Raw genomic sequence first — 16,348 nt, 5'->3', positions numbered from 1 at the left:
AGGCTTTAGATCGAGACAAAGAAGAAACTCGCAATCAACACCATCCCCACACCCCACACCAGCGAACGCAGCACCGCCCAGTCCGCCAGGTAGCAAATGATGTACAGCATGCGGCTGGTGATGAACAACACCGCCAGCACATCGATCGTCACCAGCGACGCCGTACCCGCCAGGTGCGCAATAATCACCGCCGCCGCAAAGGCTGGCGTCACTTCAAAACTGTTCAGTTGAGCGTTGTGGGCGCGCTTGGCCACCCCTTCGACGGTATTCAGGAAGGCACGTGGGTCATGGTTATCTCGCAGCCCGAACTTGCCGCCGCTGAATTTGGCCACGCTTGTGCACAGGTAAGGCAGAAAAATCGCGATCAATACACACCAGAATGCCACTGTCATCACAGATTCCTTTTGTTGTTTTTACCAGCGATTAGAGTTTTAGCACTAAACATGTGCTATCGCACTCACCCGCGATGAGCCGTGTGACATAGCAAAGGTTCTGTCCGTCACTTGCAACATCCCGTCGCTATTGCGGTCCATCCACCATTGATGACCTTTACCCAACTTCCAAGGATCCCGGATGCTTGAACTTGTCGCCGCCTTCATTTGCCTCACCACCCTGCTCACGTACGTGAACTTCCGTTTTATCGGCCTGCCGCCCACCATTGGTGTGATGGTCACGGCCTTGGTGTTCTCCCTGATCCTGCAAGGCCTGAGCGTGCTCGGCTACCCGGGCCTGGAAGAACGTATCCAGCAGCTGATCGGCCAGATCGACTTCGGCGACTTGCTGATGAACTGGATGCTGTCGTTCCTGCTGTTTGCCGGCGCCTTGCACGTCAACCTGAACGACCTGCGCAGTTACCGCTGGCCCATCGGCCTGCTGGCAACCTTTGGCGTTTTGATTGCCACCGTGGTGATCGGCAGCCTGGCGTATTACATCTTTGCCCTGTTTGGCTGGCACGTGAGCTTCCTGTATTGCCTGCTGTTCGGCGCGCTGATTTCCCCAACCGATCCGATTGCGGTCCTGGGTGTGCTGCGTACCGCCAACGCTTCGAAGCCGTTGAAAACCACCATCGTCGGCGAGTCGCTGTTCAACGATGGCACGGCGGTCGTGGTGTTCACCGTGCTGCTCGGCATCGCACAGTTGGGCGAAACCCCGACCGTGGGCGCCACCGCCATGCTCTTCGCCCATGAAGCGATTGGCGGCGTAGTGTTCGGTGGCCTGATTGGTTACCTGGTGTACCTGATGATCAAGAGCATCGAACAGCACCAGATCGAAGTGATGCTGACCCTTGCCCTCGTCATCGGCGGCTCGGCGATGGCCACTGAGCTGCATGTCTCTGCGCCGATTGCGATGGTGGTCGCAGGGCTGATCATCGGCAACCTGGGGCGCAAACTGGCGATGAACGATATGACCCGGCGCTACCTGGACGGTTTCTGGGAACTGCTCGATGACATGCTCAACGCCCTGCTGTTCGCATTGATCGGCATGGAGCTGTTGCTGTTGCCGTTCAACTGGCTGCATGTGTTTGCGGCGAGTTTGCTCGCCGTGGCGATCCTGCTGTCGCGCCTGCTAACGGTGGCGCCAGCGATCCTGTTGCTGCGTCGCTGGCGCAGCGTGCCGCGCGGCACCATCCGTATCCTCACCTGGGGCGGCTTGCGCGGCGGTGTGTCCGTGGCATTGGCCCTGGCCTTGCCGCTGGGCCCGGAACGCGACTTGCTGCTGAGCATCACCTACATCGTGGTGCTGTCATCGATCCTGCTGCAAGGCTTGAGCATCGGCAAGCTGGTCAAGCATGTGACCCAAGGTGAACCGGCACCGCAAGCCGACGCCCACTGAGTGAAACCGGCGGCGAATCACTTCGCCGCCAACCCGCTGTCTTGGGCAACCTGAACGATGATCTGGGTTTTCAGATCATTGGTCATGGCTTCGATCATCGGCTGCTCGGCCTTGAACCACTCAGGGCTGCACACCGCCCCGGGATGGCTGAATGTGAAAGTACGGGAGACTTGCACGCTATTGCCGTCGCGTTCATAGCGAGCCTCGTAGGTCATGTCCGCGCCCTTGAGTGATACGGACTTGGGCACCGCCAGGATGTTCACTGACGGCGGAAACTCGAAACGGGCCTTTTCAACGCTTTCATTGGCGAAGCAGGTGAAGTTCTGCGCTCGCGCCTTCTCTGCCGAGAGGAACAGTACATCCTGGACAATGCTGCCACCCAGGCGACTGAGTGCCGGCACGCCAATCGGTCCGGGCAGGTTGATAAGGTTTTCCGTATGCCCAGCCAGCACGGTCTTGAAACGGGGTGCATCACCGTCCAGCGCGTCTGTTTGCAGCGTACCGCTGCCCGTCTGTCCATGGCTGCGCAGTATTTTCACGACTATCTGTTCACGCTCCGTTGGCGGACGCGACCTGACCATGTAACGCATCACTTCCGTGCGCCAGCCTTCCGCATGGGTGGTTTGGGTAAAGTCCGCCGCCCCTTTGTCATCGACCTTGAACACCAGTTCACTGGTTACTTTGTTGGACTGGGTGGCCGGCGTGCGTGCCATCTCGCCGGTGCGGGTCAGCAGTACTGGTTTGTCTAGGTCCTGCGGCGGCAAGTAACCGGCCGCAATGGCGCTCGCGGTGGAGTCCAGGTAGAGCGCCAGGCTTGGGACATAGGTGATCACATGGTTGATCGGCCTCATCACAGCCACTGTGGGTAAGGTGTAGGCGTTGCCCAGGTTGATCAAGGCTGGCGAGCTTTCGATGGCGACGGCCTTGAGCAAAGCCTCCAGCAGTGCCACATGGTCCTTGCAGTCGCCGTAGCGATTGTCTAGCACCGACTGCGCCGAGTGCGGCACCACGCCGCCGACATCGAGATACACAGCGACATAGCGAATGTTCTTACGCACCCAGTCACTCAGCGCCAAAGCCTTCTCCCGCGATGTCGTCAGTCCTGCAGTGAGTGTCTGCGCCAACTCAGTGATTGCCGGCGTGAGTTCAACCGTGGCGCGTGCCTCGTAGGCCCTGGCCATCGCCTTGTAATCCGTAAAGGTCGAAACAGCGAGCATTTGGCCGTAGTCGGTGTAGGCCACTGCACTTTGCTCAGGCCGAGTTTTCTCGGCCTGTACATAGTCCCAGCGATAGACCTTGCGCCCGGGCGCCGCCACCGGTGTGGACGGCGTAAAACCACGGGCATCGGCGTACAAGGTTTTTTCGATCGGCAAGTCGTAGGTCAGGCTGTAGACCTCGGTCGGGTTCAGGCTGGCAACGGAGAGGGCCGTGAACTCGCCGGGGAACATCGCCGTCTTACGCGTCAGTTGGAAACGCAGGTTAAGGCGATCACCCACGGCCACGTCCGGAAAGATCACTACCTTGACCCTCGAGTCCTGGAACATCGGCGCATCCGCCGAGGCCCGCTCCTGCTGTTCCCTGATCCGATCCGCACTGACCATCACTTTGCGCCCGTCGGGCTTCTGGGTGAAGGCTTCGAGAATGTCCAGGGTGTCCAGAGAGCGGTTGTAAGTGACAGCCCGCTGGGCGCTGAATTTGATGGCGCGCTCTTCATTGATCCGCACGACCTCATCGGCATTCAGCACGTAACTGCCGTCGGCATTGACCACAAACGCTTGCGTGTTTTTTTCGATGGTCACGGAACGATCCGTCGCATCGTCCTTGGCCTGTGCCGTGCCGAGCACGCCTACCGCCACAACCAGCACACACCACCTGCGTACCGGCAAGAAAGGAAAAGCCCGCATAAAGATCCTTCTTTCATGAATGGAAAACCGCGCAGCGACTTTGCCATTCATTTATGACGAATCGACTTCCCTATCATTGAAACGTGCGGAAAACGGTGATCCCAGGCCCGCCCCACGCATTGACTGCGAGCGGCACTTTTAAGTCTCTATCAAACGCTTGACTAACAAATAACTTACTGCCCGATTACAGTTTGGTAATACCTGACTTATTTCGATTTTTTTCATATACGTTAACGATGCGCCCGATAGAATCCATCCACCCAAACTTGCCCGACTATGAACGCGCCCAACTATATGACCTATTCATCTCCCGATAAGGCTCGAGCGTGCCTTCCCCATTATTTGATGATCGGCCTGTTGGCGACCGGCGCCCACTATATAACACTCTTGTTATTATCTTTTGTACTACCGCTAATAGTCTCCACATTGTTCGGTGCTCTGCTGGGAACCATCGTGAGTTATCACGGCAACAAACGGTGGACGTTCGTTAAACGTGTCGACGGATCCGACGCTCGCCAATGGCTGCGTTTCGGGGTCACCGCCCTGTTCTACAACCTTGGCAACCTGGCGGTGATGGTAATGCTGCTGAACCTGTTTCCACGGCATCCCTGGCTGATGCAGATGATCACTACGGGCGCCCTGACGCTGATCGCCTTTCGAATCAACCAGCATTGGACCTTCCGCCATGAACCTATCAATAGCTGATCGAGCACTGCGCCCGATGCTCAGTGTCATTATCTGCTGTTATAACGAAGCCAAGGTATTACCTGTCTTTCATCAGCGCTTGATGGCGGCAGTGCGGACATTGAGTATTCGTTATGAATTACTGTACGTGAATGATGGCAGCCGCGATGAAACTCAGAACGTGCTGAGTTTTTTCTGCCAAACACCCGAGGTGCGCTGCCTGAACTTGAGTCGCAACTTCGGCAAAGAGGCTGCGATGGTGGCCGGGGTCGATCACGCGCGCGGTGACGCGGTTCTATTTATTGATGCCGACCTGCAAGATCCACCCGAATGTATCCCATTAATGGTCGATCAGTGGCTCAGTGGTTTCGACATCGTCAATATGCAGAGGCGCAGTCGAGTATCGGACACTCCCGGCAAACGCATCAGCGCCCATCTGTATTACACACTCATCGGCTTTCTGGCAGACAAGTTCGACGTCCCGCCTCACGTCAGCGACTTTCGCTTGATCGGCCCCGCGCCGTTGGCTGCCCTGCGCGCCATGCCGGAACGGACACGCTTCATGAAGGGCCTGATCGGCTGGCTCGGATTCAACACCATCGAGATGCCCTACGACCGTGAGCCCCGCATCGCCGGTCAAACCAAATGGGGCCCCTTGGCACTGGTTGATCTGGGTATCGATGGCGTATTGGCGGTGTCTCGCAAACCCTTGCGCTGGTTCAGCCTGCTCAGCCTGCTGATCTTCATCAGCACGCTGGCGTTCATCGTCCACCAGTTCAGTGCCGAGACCCTCGGTACCCACCACTTTGTCCTGGGTATCGCGGCGTTTATCGCCCTGGGCACCGCAATGATCGGTGAATACATGGGTGCGACATTGAGCGAGGTCAGGCACAGGCCGATCTATTTGCTCAAGGGCCAGGCGGGCCACATGCCCCGAAAGCCAGGAAAACCCGACACAACTCCCGCCCTCGAACAAGAAACCCTCTGATGATGATGACTCGCCGCACCCTCTGGCTGGTATTGCTCGCCATCCTTGGCATTCGTCTGGCCAGCATTGGCTTCTACCCGCTAATGGATACATCCGAGGCCCGCTACGGCGAAATGGCCCGCAAGATGCTCACCCTGGGCGATTGGGTAACGCCGCTGTTCGATGTCGGCGTACCGTTCTGGGGCAAGCCTGTGCTCTCTTTCTGGACCCAGGCGCTGAGTATGAAACTGCTGGGGATCAACGAATTCGCCATTCGGTTTCCGGCGTGGCTGTTTCATGTCGCTAGCTGCCTGATCATTATCCGCTTCGCTCGCGAGGAGGCGGATGAGCGCACCGGGTTGCTGGCGGCGATTATTTTTTCCAGCTCAACGCTTGGCTTGCTGTCGGCAGGTGTGGTGTTGACCGACCCGGCACTGAGCTTTTCAGTCGTACTCGCCAGCTACGGTTTCTGGCGCGGCGCTGCCCGTTATGATCAACGCTGGGCCTTGGCAGGGTTTGCCGGACTGGGCCTGGGCCTGTTGTCCAAAGGACCGCTGGTGGGCGTGCTGGTGGGCGCAACAGCGGTGATCTGGACGCTCTATCACAACCGGTGGCGCGCCTTTGTGCGACTGCCCTGGGTCACAGGCATTGCTCTGATGCTGCTGATCGCCGTGCCCTGGTATGTCGTTGCTGAACTGCGCACACCAGGGTTTCTGGACTATTTCCTGATCGGCGAGCACTGGAGGCGCTACACCGTCAGCGATTGGGCCGGTGATTTGTACGGCACTGCTCACGCCCGTACGGCGGGTGCGATCTGGCTGGAACTGCTGATTGCGATGTTTCCCTGGACGCTGTTGCTACCTGCCTTGTACTTCGGTTACCGCAGGCTGCTCAAGTCCTGGCCTTATTACAGCTATGTCGTTTTGTGGGCCTTGATAACGCCGGCCTTCTTTACCTTTTCCGGCAATATCTTGTGGATCTATGTGTTGCCCGCGCTGCCGGCGTGGAGCTTGTTGTTGGCCGGTGCGCTCGATCACACCATGCCGGCGAGCCGGGCTCGGGTTGCCGTGGGCCTTGTATTGAGCCTGCTGCTGCCGGTCTTCATCGGGGTGGCTGTAGTGGATGGCCGCGCCTTTGAGCGTCCCAACAATCAGCAGGCCCTGGCGCTGGCCTGGCAGCAACTGCAAAAGGATGAACCGGGAGAACTTTATTATTGGGGGAGGCGTTCCTATTCAGGGGAGTTCTACACCGCGGGGCAGGCCAGACGATCAAAAGACCTTTCCCGGCTGCCCGATAACAAAGTGTTCTATGTCGCCCGCCGGGAGTCCGACCTGAAGTACGGCATCGAGCCCTTGCAGGCGCTCAACTGCAACGAACGCCTGCGGGCCAGCGAGAGCGTGCTGTTTCGGTGCGCCCCTCAAAAGCCTTCGCCCTGATACCGTCACGTTGCACCATTCGGATCATCCGCCTTGCCTCCCATTCGGATCATCCGCCTTGCCTCGCAGGCGGCTTTCACTGCTAATCAACTAAGCCGGCAAACGCCAGGCCTTGGCCATCTGCACAGTGGTAGAGCTGGATGCCTTGTCCCAGGGTTTGTTACGCGCCTTGTAACTGTCAACGAGGGTGTCGAGTACCCGGTTGAATTCGGTGGGTGTGGTGGCCCATGCCAGGTCCTGGGCCGCACGGTGCAACAATTCAACATTGGACTCGGGCTGGCCGGGTCGGAACAGCGACGGGTAGATCACCTCACGTGTGAAGTTTTCAGCTTTCATCGCAATATCACGCACGCTCATCTCAGCGACAGCACGGCCAATGACCTTGGACATCGGCAATGCACCGCCTGCGATCTGCTTGGCCGCCGCTTGCAGCAACTGCTGAAAATTGGGCTGGCTGGCGACATTCAGGCGCCGCCCCAACCAATCGATGTGCACAGGACGCTGGGCCAGGGCGTCAAGGTTACGCAGGGCCGATAAGATTCTCGGCGTGAGCACCAGCGCGCCCGGTGCCTGGTTAGCCTCGGCAATCGCGGCATCCAGGACTTGCATCGCCTGTTTTGCGCTTTCCCGAAACATCAGCACATCCGCGGCGGCCGGGTCTTTTTGCAGCGTCGGTTGCACGCTGGCGAGCATTGCATCATCCATGGCCAACACCGCATCACCCAGCGATTGGAACGCGTGGTGCTCCAGTGCCGTGGTGCGGCGCTCCAAATGCGCATCTACCGTCTGGCGCGCCCTCGCTTGCAGGTGTTGCTTCTGCTCATCCGGCATCGTGAAGTTGACCGTGCCCGTGAGCAGGCCTCGAAAATCGCCTTTTTCGGTCTTCAGGGGCAATATCACGATCTGCTCGGCGAACGCCTCGAGCTTTTTGTCCTGGAAGGCCCCTGCAGCCGAATGCGGAACGCCCGTGATGCGATCTGCCAAGTGGCTGAAAAAACTGCCACTGCGCGCTCGCGTATCAGAAACATCTGACTCGAACTTGACGATCAACGACTCAGACTTGGCCAGGGGGCTCTCGGGAAACGCCCGATCCACCACACCTGGCGCCGGGGTATTGAGCAGCAGGCCGCCGTCCTTGAACGCGGTGGTTTCAGCTGAGGCCTGGAAACCATGCCCTTGCTCCACCGGGCTTTTGAACACCAGCGGCAAAGAACCGGAGATGTGCGCTGCCCGGGCGATATCCATCTCCGGGGTCAGGCTGGCATTGAAAACCACCAGCTGTGGGCAGTCGGCAAACATGCCGGTGCCGGTGATGTTGAGTTGCTTGATCGCGGGTATATCCCGACTCAGCACCTCAAGATCGCCAAACGTAGGGGCGCCGCCAGCACTCAACCGGTCAGCAATGCGCATGACTTGCGCCGACCGCGTTTCCCGAGGGGTTTGCGCGATATGGCCCAGAATCGACTGACGCGCCTCGTTACGGACCAGTTCTTCGAGGGGAAATGCCTCGCTCTGCAGGCGAGGCAGCAAAGTCATCAACAATTGAGAGGTACTGCCGACGGCGCCGGGCAAGCGCCCCACCTGCTTGCCCAGTGTCGTACTGGCATCCTGCATCCAGGCCGTCACGGTGTCTTTGCTGTTCAGCAGGCTGGGCAAATCGATACCGTCCGACAACCGGTCGAACGCTTCAGCCCCCATGCCACTGGCAATCAGTGCTGCTGAAATAGCACCGGCAGATGAGCCGGAGATCGATTGGATACCTTGCAGCTTCTGGGCGTCCTCAAGTGCCCGTACCACCCCCGAGAAAGCAATGCCCTTGGCGCCACCCCCACTGAGTACCAGGCTGGTGACAGGGGGGCCGATAAAAACACGTCCACCCGTCCCTGCTGATCACGCATGAGTGTCACATTGCGCGCGCCCACCCCCTCCACCAGCGGCGTCTCCACCGCTTGTTGGGTCGGGGAATACGCCTCTTCAGTCACTGAGGGTTGAATCTTGGTGATCGAGTTAAACACTTTCATCCATGGGCTCTCTCTACAGGGTGTGGTCCTGAGTGATGAGAGCGCCTGGGAAAGATCCGTGCGGAATGATTTGGTAAAGCAAATCACAGCGCAGCAGGGTTACTCGGGAAGGCTATCGTCCTTGAACTGGTCCTTCACGTACTTGATCTCGGTACGTCCATGAGGCGCTGGCAAGCCATCTTCGCCGAGGTTGACGAAGACCATCTTTTCCACGGTGAGGATGCTTTTACGGGTGATCTTGTTGCGCACTTCACAGGTCAGGGTGATGGAGGTGCGGCCGAACTCGGTGGCGGTGATGCCCAGCTCGATGATGTCGCCCTGGCGTGAAGCGCTGACGAAGTTGATTTCAGAAATGTACTTGGTCACCACGCGCTGGTTGCCCAACTGGACAATCGCATAGATCGCCGCTTCTTCGTCGATCCAGCGCAGCAGGCTACCGCCGAACAGGGTGCCGTTGGGGTTGAGGTCTTCGGGTTTTACCCATTTGCGGGTGTGGAAGTTCATAGTCACTCCAAAGCGTCTTGCCGAATGATGGGCAACATCATGGCAGAGCCCGGGCTCAACCTCTATGAGCCATTGCCTATCAACCCCATGAACGATCTTCATATGGCCGACAGAAAGGCTTGGGAAGTCAGGCGCACACGGCTATAATCGCCACCGTTTCAAAACGGTCATCTTCGATTGATACCGTTCTCCCGCCACCTGTCCGAGGGGCGCTGCAGCAGGTTCAACCTGTCAGGCTCGGATGGGGCGTTGTCCGGCCTGGTTGCCCTGGCTTGATACTAAACGCACAACGGCGCCCATTCGCACACTACGAATGGAGGCTCTTCATGAGCGCAGTAAACACGCCTGCAGATTTCAACGACTACAAAGTCGCCGACATGTCCCTCGCTGCCTGGGGCCGTCGCGAAACCTTTATCGCCGAATCCGAAATGCCTGCCCTGATGGGCCTGCGCCGCAAGTACGCCGCTGAGCAACCGCTCAAGGGCGCGAAGATCCTCGGCTGCATCCACATGACCATTCAGACTGCCGTACTGATCGAGACCCTGGTTGCCCTGGGTGCCGAAGTGCGTTGGTCGTCCTGCAACATTTTCTCGACTCAGGACCAGGCCGCTGCCGCGATCGCTGCTGCCGGTATCCCGGTATTCGCCTGGAAAGGCGAGACCGAGCAAGAGTACGAGTGGTGCCTGGAACAAACCATCCTCAAAGATGGCGCGCCTTGGGATGCCAACATGATCCTCGACGACGGCGGTGACCTGACCGAGCTGCTGCACAAGAAATACCCGCAGATCCTCGACCGCGTCCACGGCGTAACCGAAGAAACCACCACCGGCGTTCACCGCCTGCTGGACATGCTGGCCAAGGGCGAGCTGAAAATCCCGGCCATCAACGTCAATGACTCGGTGACCAAGAGCAAGAACGACAACAAGTACGGCTGCCGTCACAGCTTGAACGATGCCATCAAACGCGGCACCGACCACCTGCTGTCGGGCAAGCAAGCCTTGGTGATCGGCTACGGCGACGTGGGCAAGGGTTCGTCCCAGTCCCTGCGCCAGGAAGGCATGATCGTCAAGGTTTCCGAAGTCGACCCGATCTGCGCCATGCAAGCCTGCATGGACGGTTTCGAAGTGGTTTCGCCGTTCATCAACGGCCAGAACGACGGCACCGAAGCAAGCATCGACAAAGCCCTGCTGGGCAAGATCGACCTGATCGTGACCACCACCGGTAACGTGAATGTCTGCGATGCCAACATGCTCAAGGCTCTGAAGAAGCGCGCCGTTGTCTGCAACATCGGCCACTTCGACAACGAGATCGACACCGCTTTCATGCGCAAGAACTGGGCATGGGAAGAGGTGAAGCCACAGGTACACAAGGTTCACCGTACCGGTGCTAGTGATTTCGACCCGCAGAACGACGACTACCTGATCCTGCTGGCTGAAGGCCGCCTGGTTAACCTGGGCAACGCCACTGGCCATCCAAGCCGCATCATGGACGGTTCGTTCGCCAACCAGGTGCTGGCCCAGATCTTCCTGTTCGAGCAGAAGTACGCCGACCTGTCGCCCGCCCAGAAAGCCGAGCGCCTGACCGTGGAAGTACTGCCGAAGAAACTCGACGAAGAAGTGGCCCTGGAAATGGTCCGCGGCTTCGGTGGCGTAGTGACCCAACTGACCAAGACCCAGGCCGACTACATCGGCGTGACGGTCGAAGGTCCGTTCAAGCCGCACGCTTACCGTTACTGATTTACCTGCTGCCCGCTGTCCTTGTGGCGACGGGCTTGTGTGGGAGCGGGCTTGCTCGCGAATGCGCTATGTCAGTTGATGCATCCGGTGACTGACACACCGCTTTCGCGAGCAAGCCAGCTCCCACATTAAATCGGTGAATACTTCCGGTTTTTTGAGTTTCCAAGGATACGACCATGTCCCAAGACCGTCGCTACAGCTTCGAGTTCTTCCCGACCAAGACCGATGCTGGGCATGAAAAACTGATGGCGACTGCTACGCAGTTGGCCAGCTACAACCCCGACTTCTTCTCCTGCACCTACGGCGCCGGTGGCTCGACCCGTGACCGCACGATCAACACCGTGCTGCAGCTGGAAAGCCAAGTCAAAGTTCCCGCCGCTCCGCACTTGTCGTGCGTGGGTGACAGCAAGGCTGACCTGCGCAGCCTGCTGACCCAGTACAAGGCCGCCGGCATCAAGCGCATCGTCGCCCTGCGTGGCGACCTGCCGTCCGGCATGGGCATGGCCAGCGGTGAGCTGCGCTACGCCAATGACCTGGTGAGCTTCATCCGTGAAGAAACCGGCGATCACTTCCATATCGAAGTGGCGGCTTACCCGGAGATGCACCCCCAAGCACGCAATTTCGAAGACGATCTGCAAAATTTCGTGCGCAAGGCCAACGCCGGCGCCAACAGCGCGATCACCCAGTACTTCTTCAACGCCGACAGCTACTTCTACTTCGTCGAGCGCGTACGGGCCATGGGTGTGAACATCCCAATCGTGCCGGGCATCATGCCGATCACCAACTACAGCAAGCTGGCGCGTTTCTCCGATGCCTGCGGTGCTGAAATCCCACGCTGGGTGCGCAAGCAACTGGAAGCCTATGGCGATGACGTCAAGAGCATCCAGGCGTTCGGCGAGCAGGTCATCAGCGAAATGTGCGAACAATTGTTACAAGGTGGTGCGCCAGGGCTGCATTTCTATACCCTGAACCAGGCTGAACCCAGCCTTGCCATCTGGAACAACCTCAAGCTGCCACGCTAAGGTTTGCCCGGTTGTGCCAAGGCCCTCGTCCAGACGAGGGCCTTTTTCGTTTTACGTAGCCACGGAATCCCGCAGTCCATGAACACAGTGTCCCCGACTTCCCGCCCGCAGCTGGTCTACCTGGTATTCGGTGCCGAAACCTACCATCAGGAAGCGGTATTCAGCATCGCCAGCGCACTGGCGTTCCTGCAGGACACCCCGGACGCCACCGTGGACATCCAGGTCTTCAGTGACAACCCTGAACCTTATCGCTTGCTGCCGGTGCGTGTGCGCCCATTGGATGACGCCACGCGCAAGCGCTGGAGCGAGCCCCATGGCTACCACTTCCGTACCAAGCACGTGGTATTGCGCCAGGTACTGCAAGAATCTCCGGTGGCGTTGCTGATCGACACCGACACCTTCTTTCACCACTCGCCCATGGCCCTGTTCGAACGCGTGCAGCCTGGCACCCTGCTGTGCAACGCCTTCTACACCAAGTATGGCGACAACCACGAAAGCATCCTCTACACCGCCCTGCACCAGCGCCTGCTGGACATGGGCGTGGCCGACGACGACATGATGACCCTCAACTCCGGCGTCATGGGCCTGACCCAACAGGATGCGCACATTCTCGATCGCTCGATCGAACTGATGGATGAACTGTTCCCCCACGCCCAGGGCGCCTACACCCTGGAAGAGTTCTGCCTGTCCATCGCCGCCTACCGCACCGTTAACGTGCGCGAATGCCCGGACCTGATCCACCACTACTGGAGCCGCAAGCAGCTGTTTCGCGCCAAGGTCAAGGCGTGGATCGCCAAGCACGCGGCGGCACCTACCAGCGAACAGGCCCTGGCGGACACACGGCAGGTCTCCTCCCAGCTGCCACGTCCGCCGCGCTTGCAGCGCCTGATGTACAAACTGATCACCCTGCTGCTGCCCAAGCACCAGCAACAGTTCATCCGTGAAATCCTCTACGGCTGCTACGAGCACGAGAACGAGTTCGACCAGGCATGCGGCCCGGTTTGGTGGGACAAGGCCCGACAAAATCAGGAAGAACGCCAAAAGCGCCCTATCGATGCCCACCAATTGGAACATTGGTTCGCCAACCCTGTTGTGCGCCTGATTCTCGGTGAACGGCGAGCCGCAATCCATGAGCACTTGCTGGACTCCCCGGCCAAGTGACACCTGGCGCCAATGCTTGTGCCAGAGCTTCTCTTTAAGGCTGGAGAGTCGTAATCTCAGGGCATGCCTGTCATTTTGAAGCTGTTGACTGCTGCCCTTTTCACTTGCCTGAGCCTGACCGCTTATGGCGAGAAGTTGCGCATTGTCACCGAGCCCTGGACACCCTACGTATACGAAGACAACGGCACCATGCGCGGACTCGATTATGAAACCACGGTGATCGTGTTCCAGCGCCTGGGGGTTGATGTGCAATGGCAGTTCCTGCCCTGGAAGCGCTGCCTGGCCATGCTAGAGCAAGGCCACGCCGATGGCGCGCTGGATATTTTTCACAGCCACGACCGCGATGCCTTGCTGCTCTACCCCAGCGAGCCGCTGTCAGAGGTCGAGTTCGTGCTGTTCTACGCCAACGAACGCCCTCACCCCGTCGGTACCCTGGACGAACTGAACGGCCTGACCGTCGGTATCTCACCTGGCTACCTCTATGGCAACGCGTTCAGCGACTCCACGGCTTTCAACCGCGAACCGGCCCCCAGCCATGAAGCCAACTTTGGCAAACTCATGCTGGGCCGTATCGACATGGTGATCACCGACCGCCGTGTGGGACAGCACGTCATCAAGAACCTCGGCCTGGAGGGCAAGGTTAGCCAGGCACCGTTGGTGATCAGCCGCCAGCAGCAATTTTTGGCCGTACGCCGGGGTGCGGGCATGGATCTGCTGGTGCAGCGCTTCGCCGCCGAGCTCAAGCGCTTCAAACAAGAGCCGGCCTACGCCGTGTTGAGCGCAAAATATGGCGGTATCCACGCGCACATCGCCCCCATTACAACGTCAACAGGCACCGTTGAGCACCAGGAAAGCAGCGCGCCGTGATTGCTCTGTTATACTCCGGCCTTTCCGCTAGGCTCACGCCCGGCCGCTGAGGTCTTGAAAAAGGCACCTAACCCAGCTACTGCGCAGCTTTCAGCCCGCGCGAGCTGGTGGAGTGCCCGCCAGACGCAGCAGGACCGGACGGGGTTGCGCTCCCCTAAGCGCCATTCACGCCCGGCAAGATTATCCCTTTGGGCCAAGCCCTAACTAAAACAGGATTACTCATGTCCTTTGCTTCCCTCGGTCTCTCCGAGGCTTTAGTCCGCGCCATCGAGGCAGCGGGCTATACCGAGCCTACTCCGGTGCAACAGCGGGCCATTCCCGCCGTGTTGCAAGGTCGCGACCTGATGGTTGCGGCTCAGACAGGTACTGGTAAAACCGGTGGTTTCGCCCTCCCGATCCTGGAGCGGTTGTTCCCCAACGGTCACCCGGACAAATCCCAGCGTCATGGCCCGCGCCAACCGCGCGTACTGGTCCTGACCCCAACCCGCGAACTCGCCGCCCAGGTACACGACAGCTTCAAGCTGTATGCCCGCGACTTGAAGTTCGTCAGCGCCTGCATCTTCGGCGGCGTCGGCATGAACCCACAGGTTCAGGCCATGTCCCGTGGTGTTGACGTGCTGGTGGCGTGCCCGGGTCGTTTGCTCGACCTGTGCGGCCAAGGCAGCGTCGATTTGTCCCACGTGGAAATCCTCGTGCTGGACGAAGCCGACCGCATGCTCGACATGGGCTTTGTCCATGACGTGAAAAAAGTCCTCGCCCGCCTGCCAGCCAAGCGCCAGAACCTGCTGTTCTCAGCCACGTTCTCCCAGGACATTACCGCCCTGGCCGGCAAGCTGCTGCACAACCCGGAACGCATCGAAGTCACGCCACCGAACACCACGGTCGAGCGTATCGAGCAACGCGTATTCCGCCTGGCCGCCAGCCACAAGCGTGCGCTGCTGGCCCACCTGATCACCGCCGGCGCCTGGGAACAGGTACTGGTGTTCACCCGTACCAAGCACGGCGCCAACCGTCTGGCCGAGTACCTGGACAAGCACGGCCTCACCGCTGTCGCCATCCACGGCAACAAGAGCCAGAACGCGCGCACCAAGGCCCTGGCTGACTTCAAGGCCGGCACCGTACGCATCCTGGTCGCCACCGATATCGCCGCCCGCGGCCTGGATATCGACCAGTTGCCACACGTGGTCAACTTCGAACTGCCTAACGTCGACGAAGACTATGTGCACCGTATCGGCCGTACCGGCCGCGCCGGTCGTTCGGGTGAAGCCATTTCCCTGGTCGCACCGGACGAAGAAAAACTGCTGAAAAGCATCGAGCGCATGACCAAGCAGAAGATCGCCGACGGCGACCTGATGGGCTTCGATGCCAGCGCCGTGGAGGCCGAGAAGCCTGAAGCGCGCGAGCGTCCGGACGTGCGTAACCCACGCAACCCACGCGGTCCGAAGGGCGATGGCCCGAACGGCGGCGGTGGTGGCGGTGGTCGTCGCGACAAGGGCAAAGACAAAGGCAAGGAAAAATCTGCCTCCAGCGGCCGTGGCGAACGCCCTGCCCGCGAGCAGAAGCCCCGTGAAGGTACTCCGGCCCGCGAACAGCGCCAGCCGAGCCAGCCGCCACGTGCTGCCGCTGATCGTGCCCCGGACGAGTTCCTGGACGACGATATCGATAACTTCGGCAACCGCGTCGACTACGTACCTCAGGCCAAGCCGGCCCAAGGTCGCGGCCGTCGCCCGGGTGCCCCGGCACAGGGCGCTGGTACGGGTGCTCCACGCAACGGTCAACCGCAAGGCGGTCGTCAGAACGGTCCGCGCAACAGCAGCGGCGGTACCACAGGTACTCCACCTGCCAAGCGCAACGGCCCGCGCAATGGTGCACCGCGTGACGGCCAGGCTCGCCGCGAAGACTCGCGCAACCGCCGCCCAGCCCGCGATGACCAGCCACGCTCGTCCGAACCCGCCGTGCAGAACCCGCGTGGTGGCCCGGCACCGAAGATCATCCACAAAGAGTCGAAGGCTGATCGTTTCCCGACACCTGAACAGTTGGATCAACTGCCAGGCCGTCCTCGTGGTGAAAAACCCGCGTTGCTGACCCGCAACCGCTGAGTTTCAAAGCCGATAAAAAATGCCCCGCCTCTTTCGAGACGGGGCATTTTTTTGACTCAACACAGATCAACTGTGGGAGCTGGCTTGCCTGCGATTGCATCGACTCGGTGTGCC

General features: G+C 59.5%; 12 protein-coding genes, 1 pseudogene and 1 riboswitch. Of the genes and pseudogenes, 9 read left to right on the top strand and 4 right to left on the bottom strand.

All coding sequences use genetic code 11. From position 1 onward, the window contains the following. Positions 1 to 5: 5 nt before the first annotated feature. Complete coding sequence (locus tag AC07V4_RS02735) at positions 6 to 392, bottom strand: MAPEG family protein (protein ID WP_492634931.1); 387 nt, start codon at positions 390 to 392, stop codon at positions 6 to 8. A gap of 181 nt (positions 393 to 573) precedes the next feature. Between AC07V4_RS02735 and AC07V4_RS02730 the strand changes: the two genes are divergently transcribed. After that, entirely contained in the window at positions 574 to 1,833 is a 1,260-nt protein-coding gene (locus AC07V4_RS02730) for a cation:proton antiporter (RefSeq protein ID WP_492634932.1), read from the top strand. 17 nt (positions 1,834 to 1,850) lie between these two features. Here AC07V4_RS02730 and AC07V4_RS02725 read toward each other — a convergent pair whose 3' ends face one another. Then, positions 1,851 to 3,737 (bottom strand): DUF3857 domain-containing transglutaminase family protein, encoded by a 1,887-nt coding sequence (locus AC07V4_RS02725; protein WP_492634933.1) that lies wholly within the window; start codon positions 3,735 to 3,737, stop codon positions 1,851 to 1,853. A 276-nt stretch (positions 3,738 to 4,013) separates the two neighbouring features. Between AC07V4_RS02725 and AC07V4_RS02720 the strand changes: the two genes are divergently transcribed. Genes AC07V4_RS02720 through AC07V4_RS02710 form a run of 3 tightly spaced genes read left to right on the top strand, consistent with a single transcriptional unit; the run spans position 4,014 to position 6,824 of the window. Then, positions 4,014 to 4,442, top strand: coding sequence for a GtrA family protein (locus AC07V4_RS02720; protein WP_493074385.1), 429 nt, complete (start codon positions 4,014 to 4,016; stop codon positions 4,440 to 4,442). Then, positions 4,423 to 5,409 carry a glycosyltransferase family 2 protein gene (locus tag AC07V4_RS02715; protein WP_492634934.1) on the top strand — a complete coding sequence of 329 codons (987 nt, stop codon included), beginning with the start codon at positions 4,423 to 4,425 and terminating at the stop codon, positions 5,407 to 5,409. The genes AC07V4_RS02720 and AC07V4_RS02715 overlap by 20 nt, the downstream gene beginning before the upstream one ends. Next, entirely contained in the window at positions 5,409 to 6,824 is a 1,416-nt protein-coding gene (locus tag AC07V4_RS02710) for an ArnT family glycosyltransferase (RefSeq protein WP_492634935.1), read from the top strand. The genes AC07V4_RS02715 and AC07V4_RS02710 overlap by 1 nt, the downstream gene beginning before the upstream one ends. 90 nt (positions 6,825 to 6,914) lie before the next feature. Here AC07V4_RS02710 and AC07V4_RS02705 read toward each other — a convergent pair. Together AC07V4_RS02705 and AC07V4_RS02700 are read right to left on the bottom strand one after the other, a co-directional pair. Continuing rightward, positions 6,915 to 8,845, bottom strand: a pseudogene (locus tag AC07V4_RS02705) (patatin-like phospholipase family protein). A gap of 99 nt (positions 8,846 to 8,944) precedes the next feature. Further along, the gene (locus AC07V4_RS02700; protein WP_003194988.1) at positions 8,945 to 9,349 is read right to left on the bottom strand and encodes an acyl-CoA thioesterase; all 405 of its coding nucleotides are present in this window, start codon (positions 9,347 to 9,349) and stop codon (positions 8,945 to 8,947) included. A gap of 198 nt (positions 9,350 to 9,547) precedes the next feature. Beyond that, a riboswitch (S-adenosyl-L-homocysteine riboswitch) is annotated at positions 9,548 to 9,654 on the top strand. 21 nt (positions 9,655 to 9,675) lie between these two features. Here AC07V4_RS02700 and ahcY point away from each other — a divergent pair. From ahcY to rhlE2, 5 genes are all read left to right on the top strand, one after another. After that, entirely contained in the window at positions 9,676 to 11,085 is a 1,410-nt protein-coding gene (gene ahcY / locus AC07V4_RS02695) for an adenosylhomocysteinase (protein WP_492634936.1), read from the top strand. Between the two features lie 176 nt (positions 11,086 to 11,261). Further along, positions 11,262 to 12,107, top strand: coding sequence for a methylenetetrahydrofolate reductase [NAD(P)H] (gene metF, locus AC07V4_RS02690; protein ID WP_492634937.1), 846 nt, complete (start codon positions 11,262 to 11,264; stop codon positions 12,105 to 12,107). Positions 12,108 to 12,185: 78 nt separating this feature from the next. Then, a complete protein-coding gene (locus tag AC07V4_RS02685) occupies positions 12,186 to 13,268 on the top strand; it encodes a hypothetical protein (RefSeq protein WP_492634938.1) in 1,083 nt (360 codons plus the stop codon). A 63-nt stretch (positions 13,269 to 13,331) separates the two neighbouring features. Beyond that, on the top strand, positions 13,332 to 14,135 hold the full coding sequence (locus AC07V4_RS02680) for a substrate-binding periplasmic protein (protein WP_492634939.1): 804 nt from the start codon (positions 13,332 to 13,334) through the stop codon (positions 14,133 to 14,135). 221 nt (positions 14,136 to 14,356) lie between these two features. After that, complete coding sequence (rhlE2, locus tag AC07V4_RS02675) at positions 14,357 to 16,234, top strand: RNA helicase RhlE2 (protein WP_492634940.1); 1,878 nt, start codon at positions 14,357 to 14,359, stop codon at positions 16,232 to 16,234. Positions 16,235 to 16,348 lie beyond the last annotated feature (114 nt).

The sequence above is a fragment of the Pseudomonas sp. GW821-FHT03A09 genome (genome assembly GCF_059421065.1).
Note: the sequence above shows the minus strand (reverse complement) of the source record. Positions and strands in the feature narration are given on the sequence as shown.

Bases quoted from the DNA above. Each gene is read 5' to 3' on its own strand.
- AC07V4_RS02735 (WP_492634931.1), bottom strand. From the start codon at position 392: ATGACAGTGGCATTCTGGTGTGTATTGATCGCGATTTTTCTGCCTTAC.
- AC07V4_RS02730 (WP_492634932.1), top strand. From the start codon at position 574: ATGCTTGAACTTGTCGCCGCCTTCATTTGCCTCACCACCCTGCTCACG.
- AC07V4_RS02725 (WP_492634933.1), bottom strand. From the start codon at position 3,737: ATGCGGGCTTTTCCTTTCTTGCCGGTACGCAGGTGGTGTGTGCTGGTT.
- AC07V4_RS02720 (WP_493074385.1), top strand. From the start codon at position 4,014: ATGAACGCGCCCAACTATATGACCTATTCATCTCCCGATAAGGCTCGA.
- AC07V4_RS02715 (WP_492634934.1), top strand. From the start codon at position 4,423: ATGAACCTATCAATAGCTGATCGAGCACTGCGCCCGATGCTCAGTGTC.
- AC07V4_RS02710 (WP_492634935.1), top strand. From the start codon at position 5,409: ATGATGATGACTCGCCGCACCCTCTGGCTGGTATTGCTCGCCATCCTT.
- AC07V4_RS02700 (WP_003194988.1), bottom strand. From the start codon at position 9,349: ATGAACTTCCACACCCGCAAATGGGTAAAACCCGAAGACCTCAACCCC.
- ahcY (WP_492634936.1), top strand. From the start codon at position 9,676: ATGAGCGCAGTAAACACGCCTGCAGATTTCAACGACTACAAAGTCGCC.
- metF (WP_492634937.1), top strand. From the start codon at position 11,262: ATGTCCCAAGACCGTCGCTACAGCTTCGAGTTCTTCCCGACCAAGACC.
- AC07V4_RS02685 (WP_492634938.1), top strand. From the start codon at position 12,186: ATGAACACAGTGTCCCCGACTTCCCGCCCGCAGCTGGTCTACCTGGTA.
- AC07V4_RS02680 (WP_492634939.1), top strand. From the start codon at position 13,332: ATGCCTGTCATTTTGAAGCTGTTGACTGCTGCCCTTTTCACTTGCCTG.
- rhlE2 (WP_492634940.1), top strand. From the start codon at position 14,357: ATGTCCTTTGCTTCCCTCGGTCTCTCCGAGGCTTTAGTCCGCGCCATC.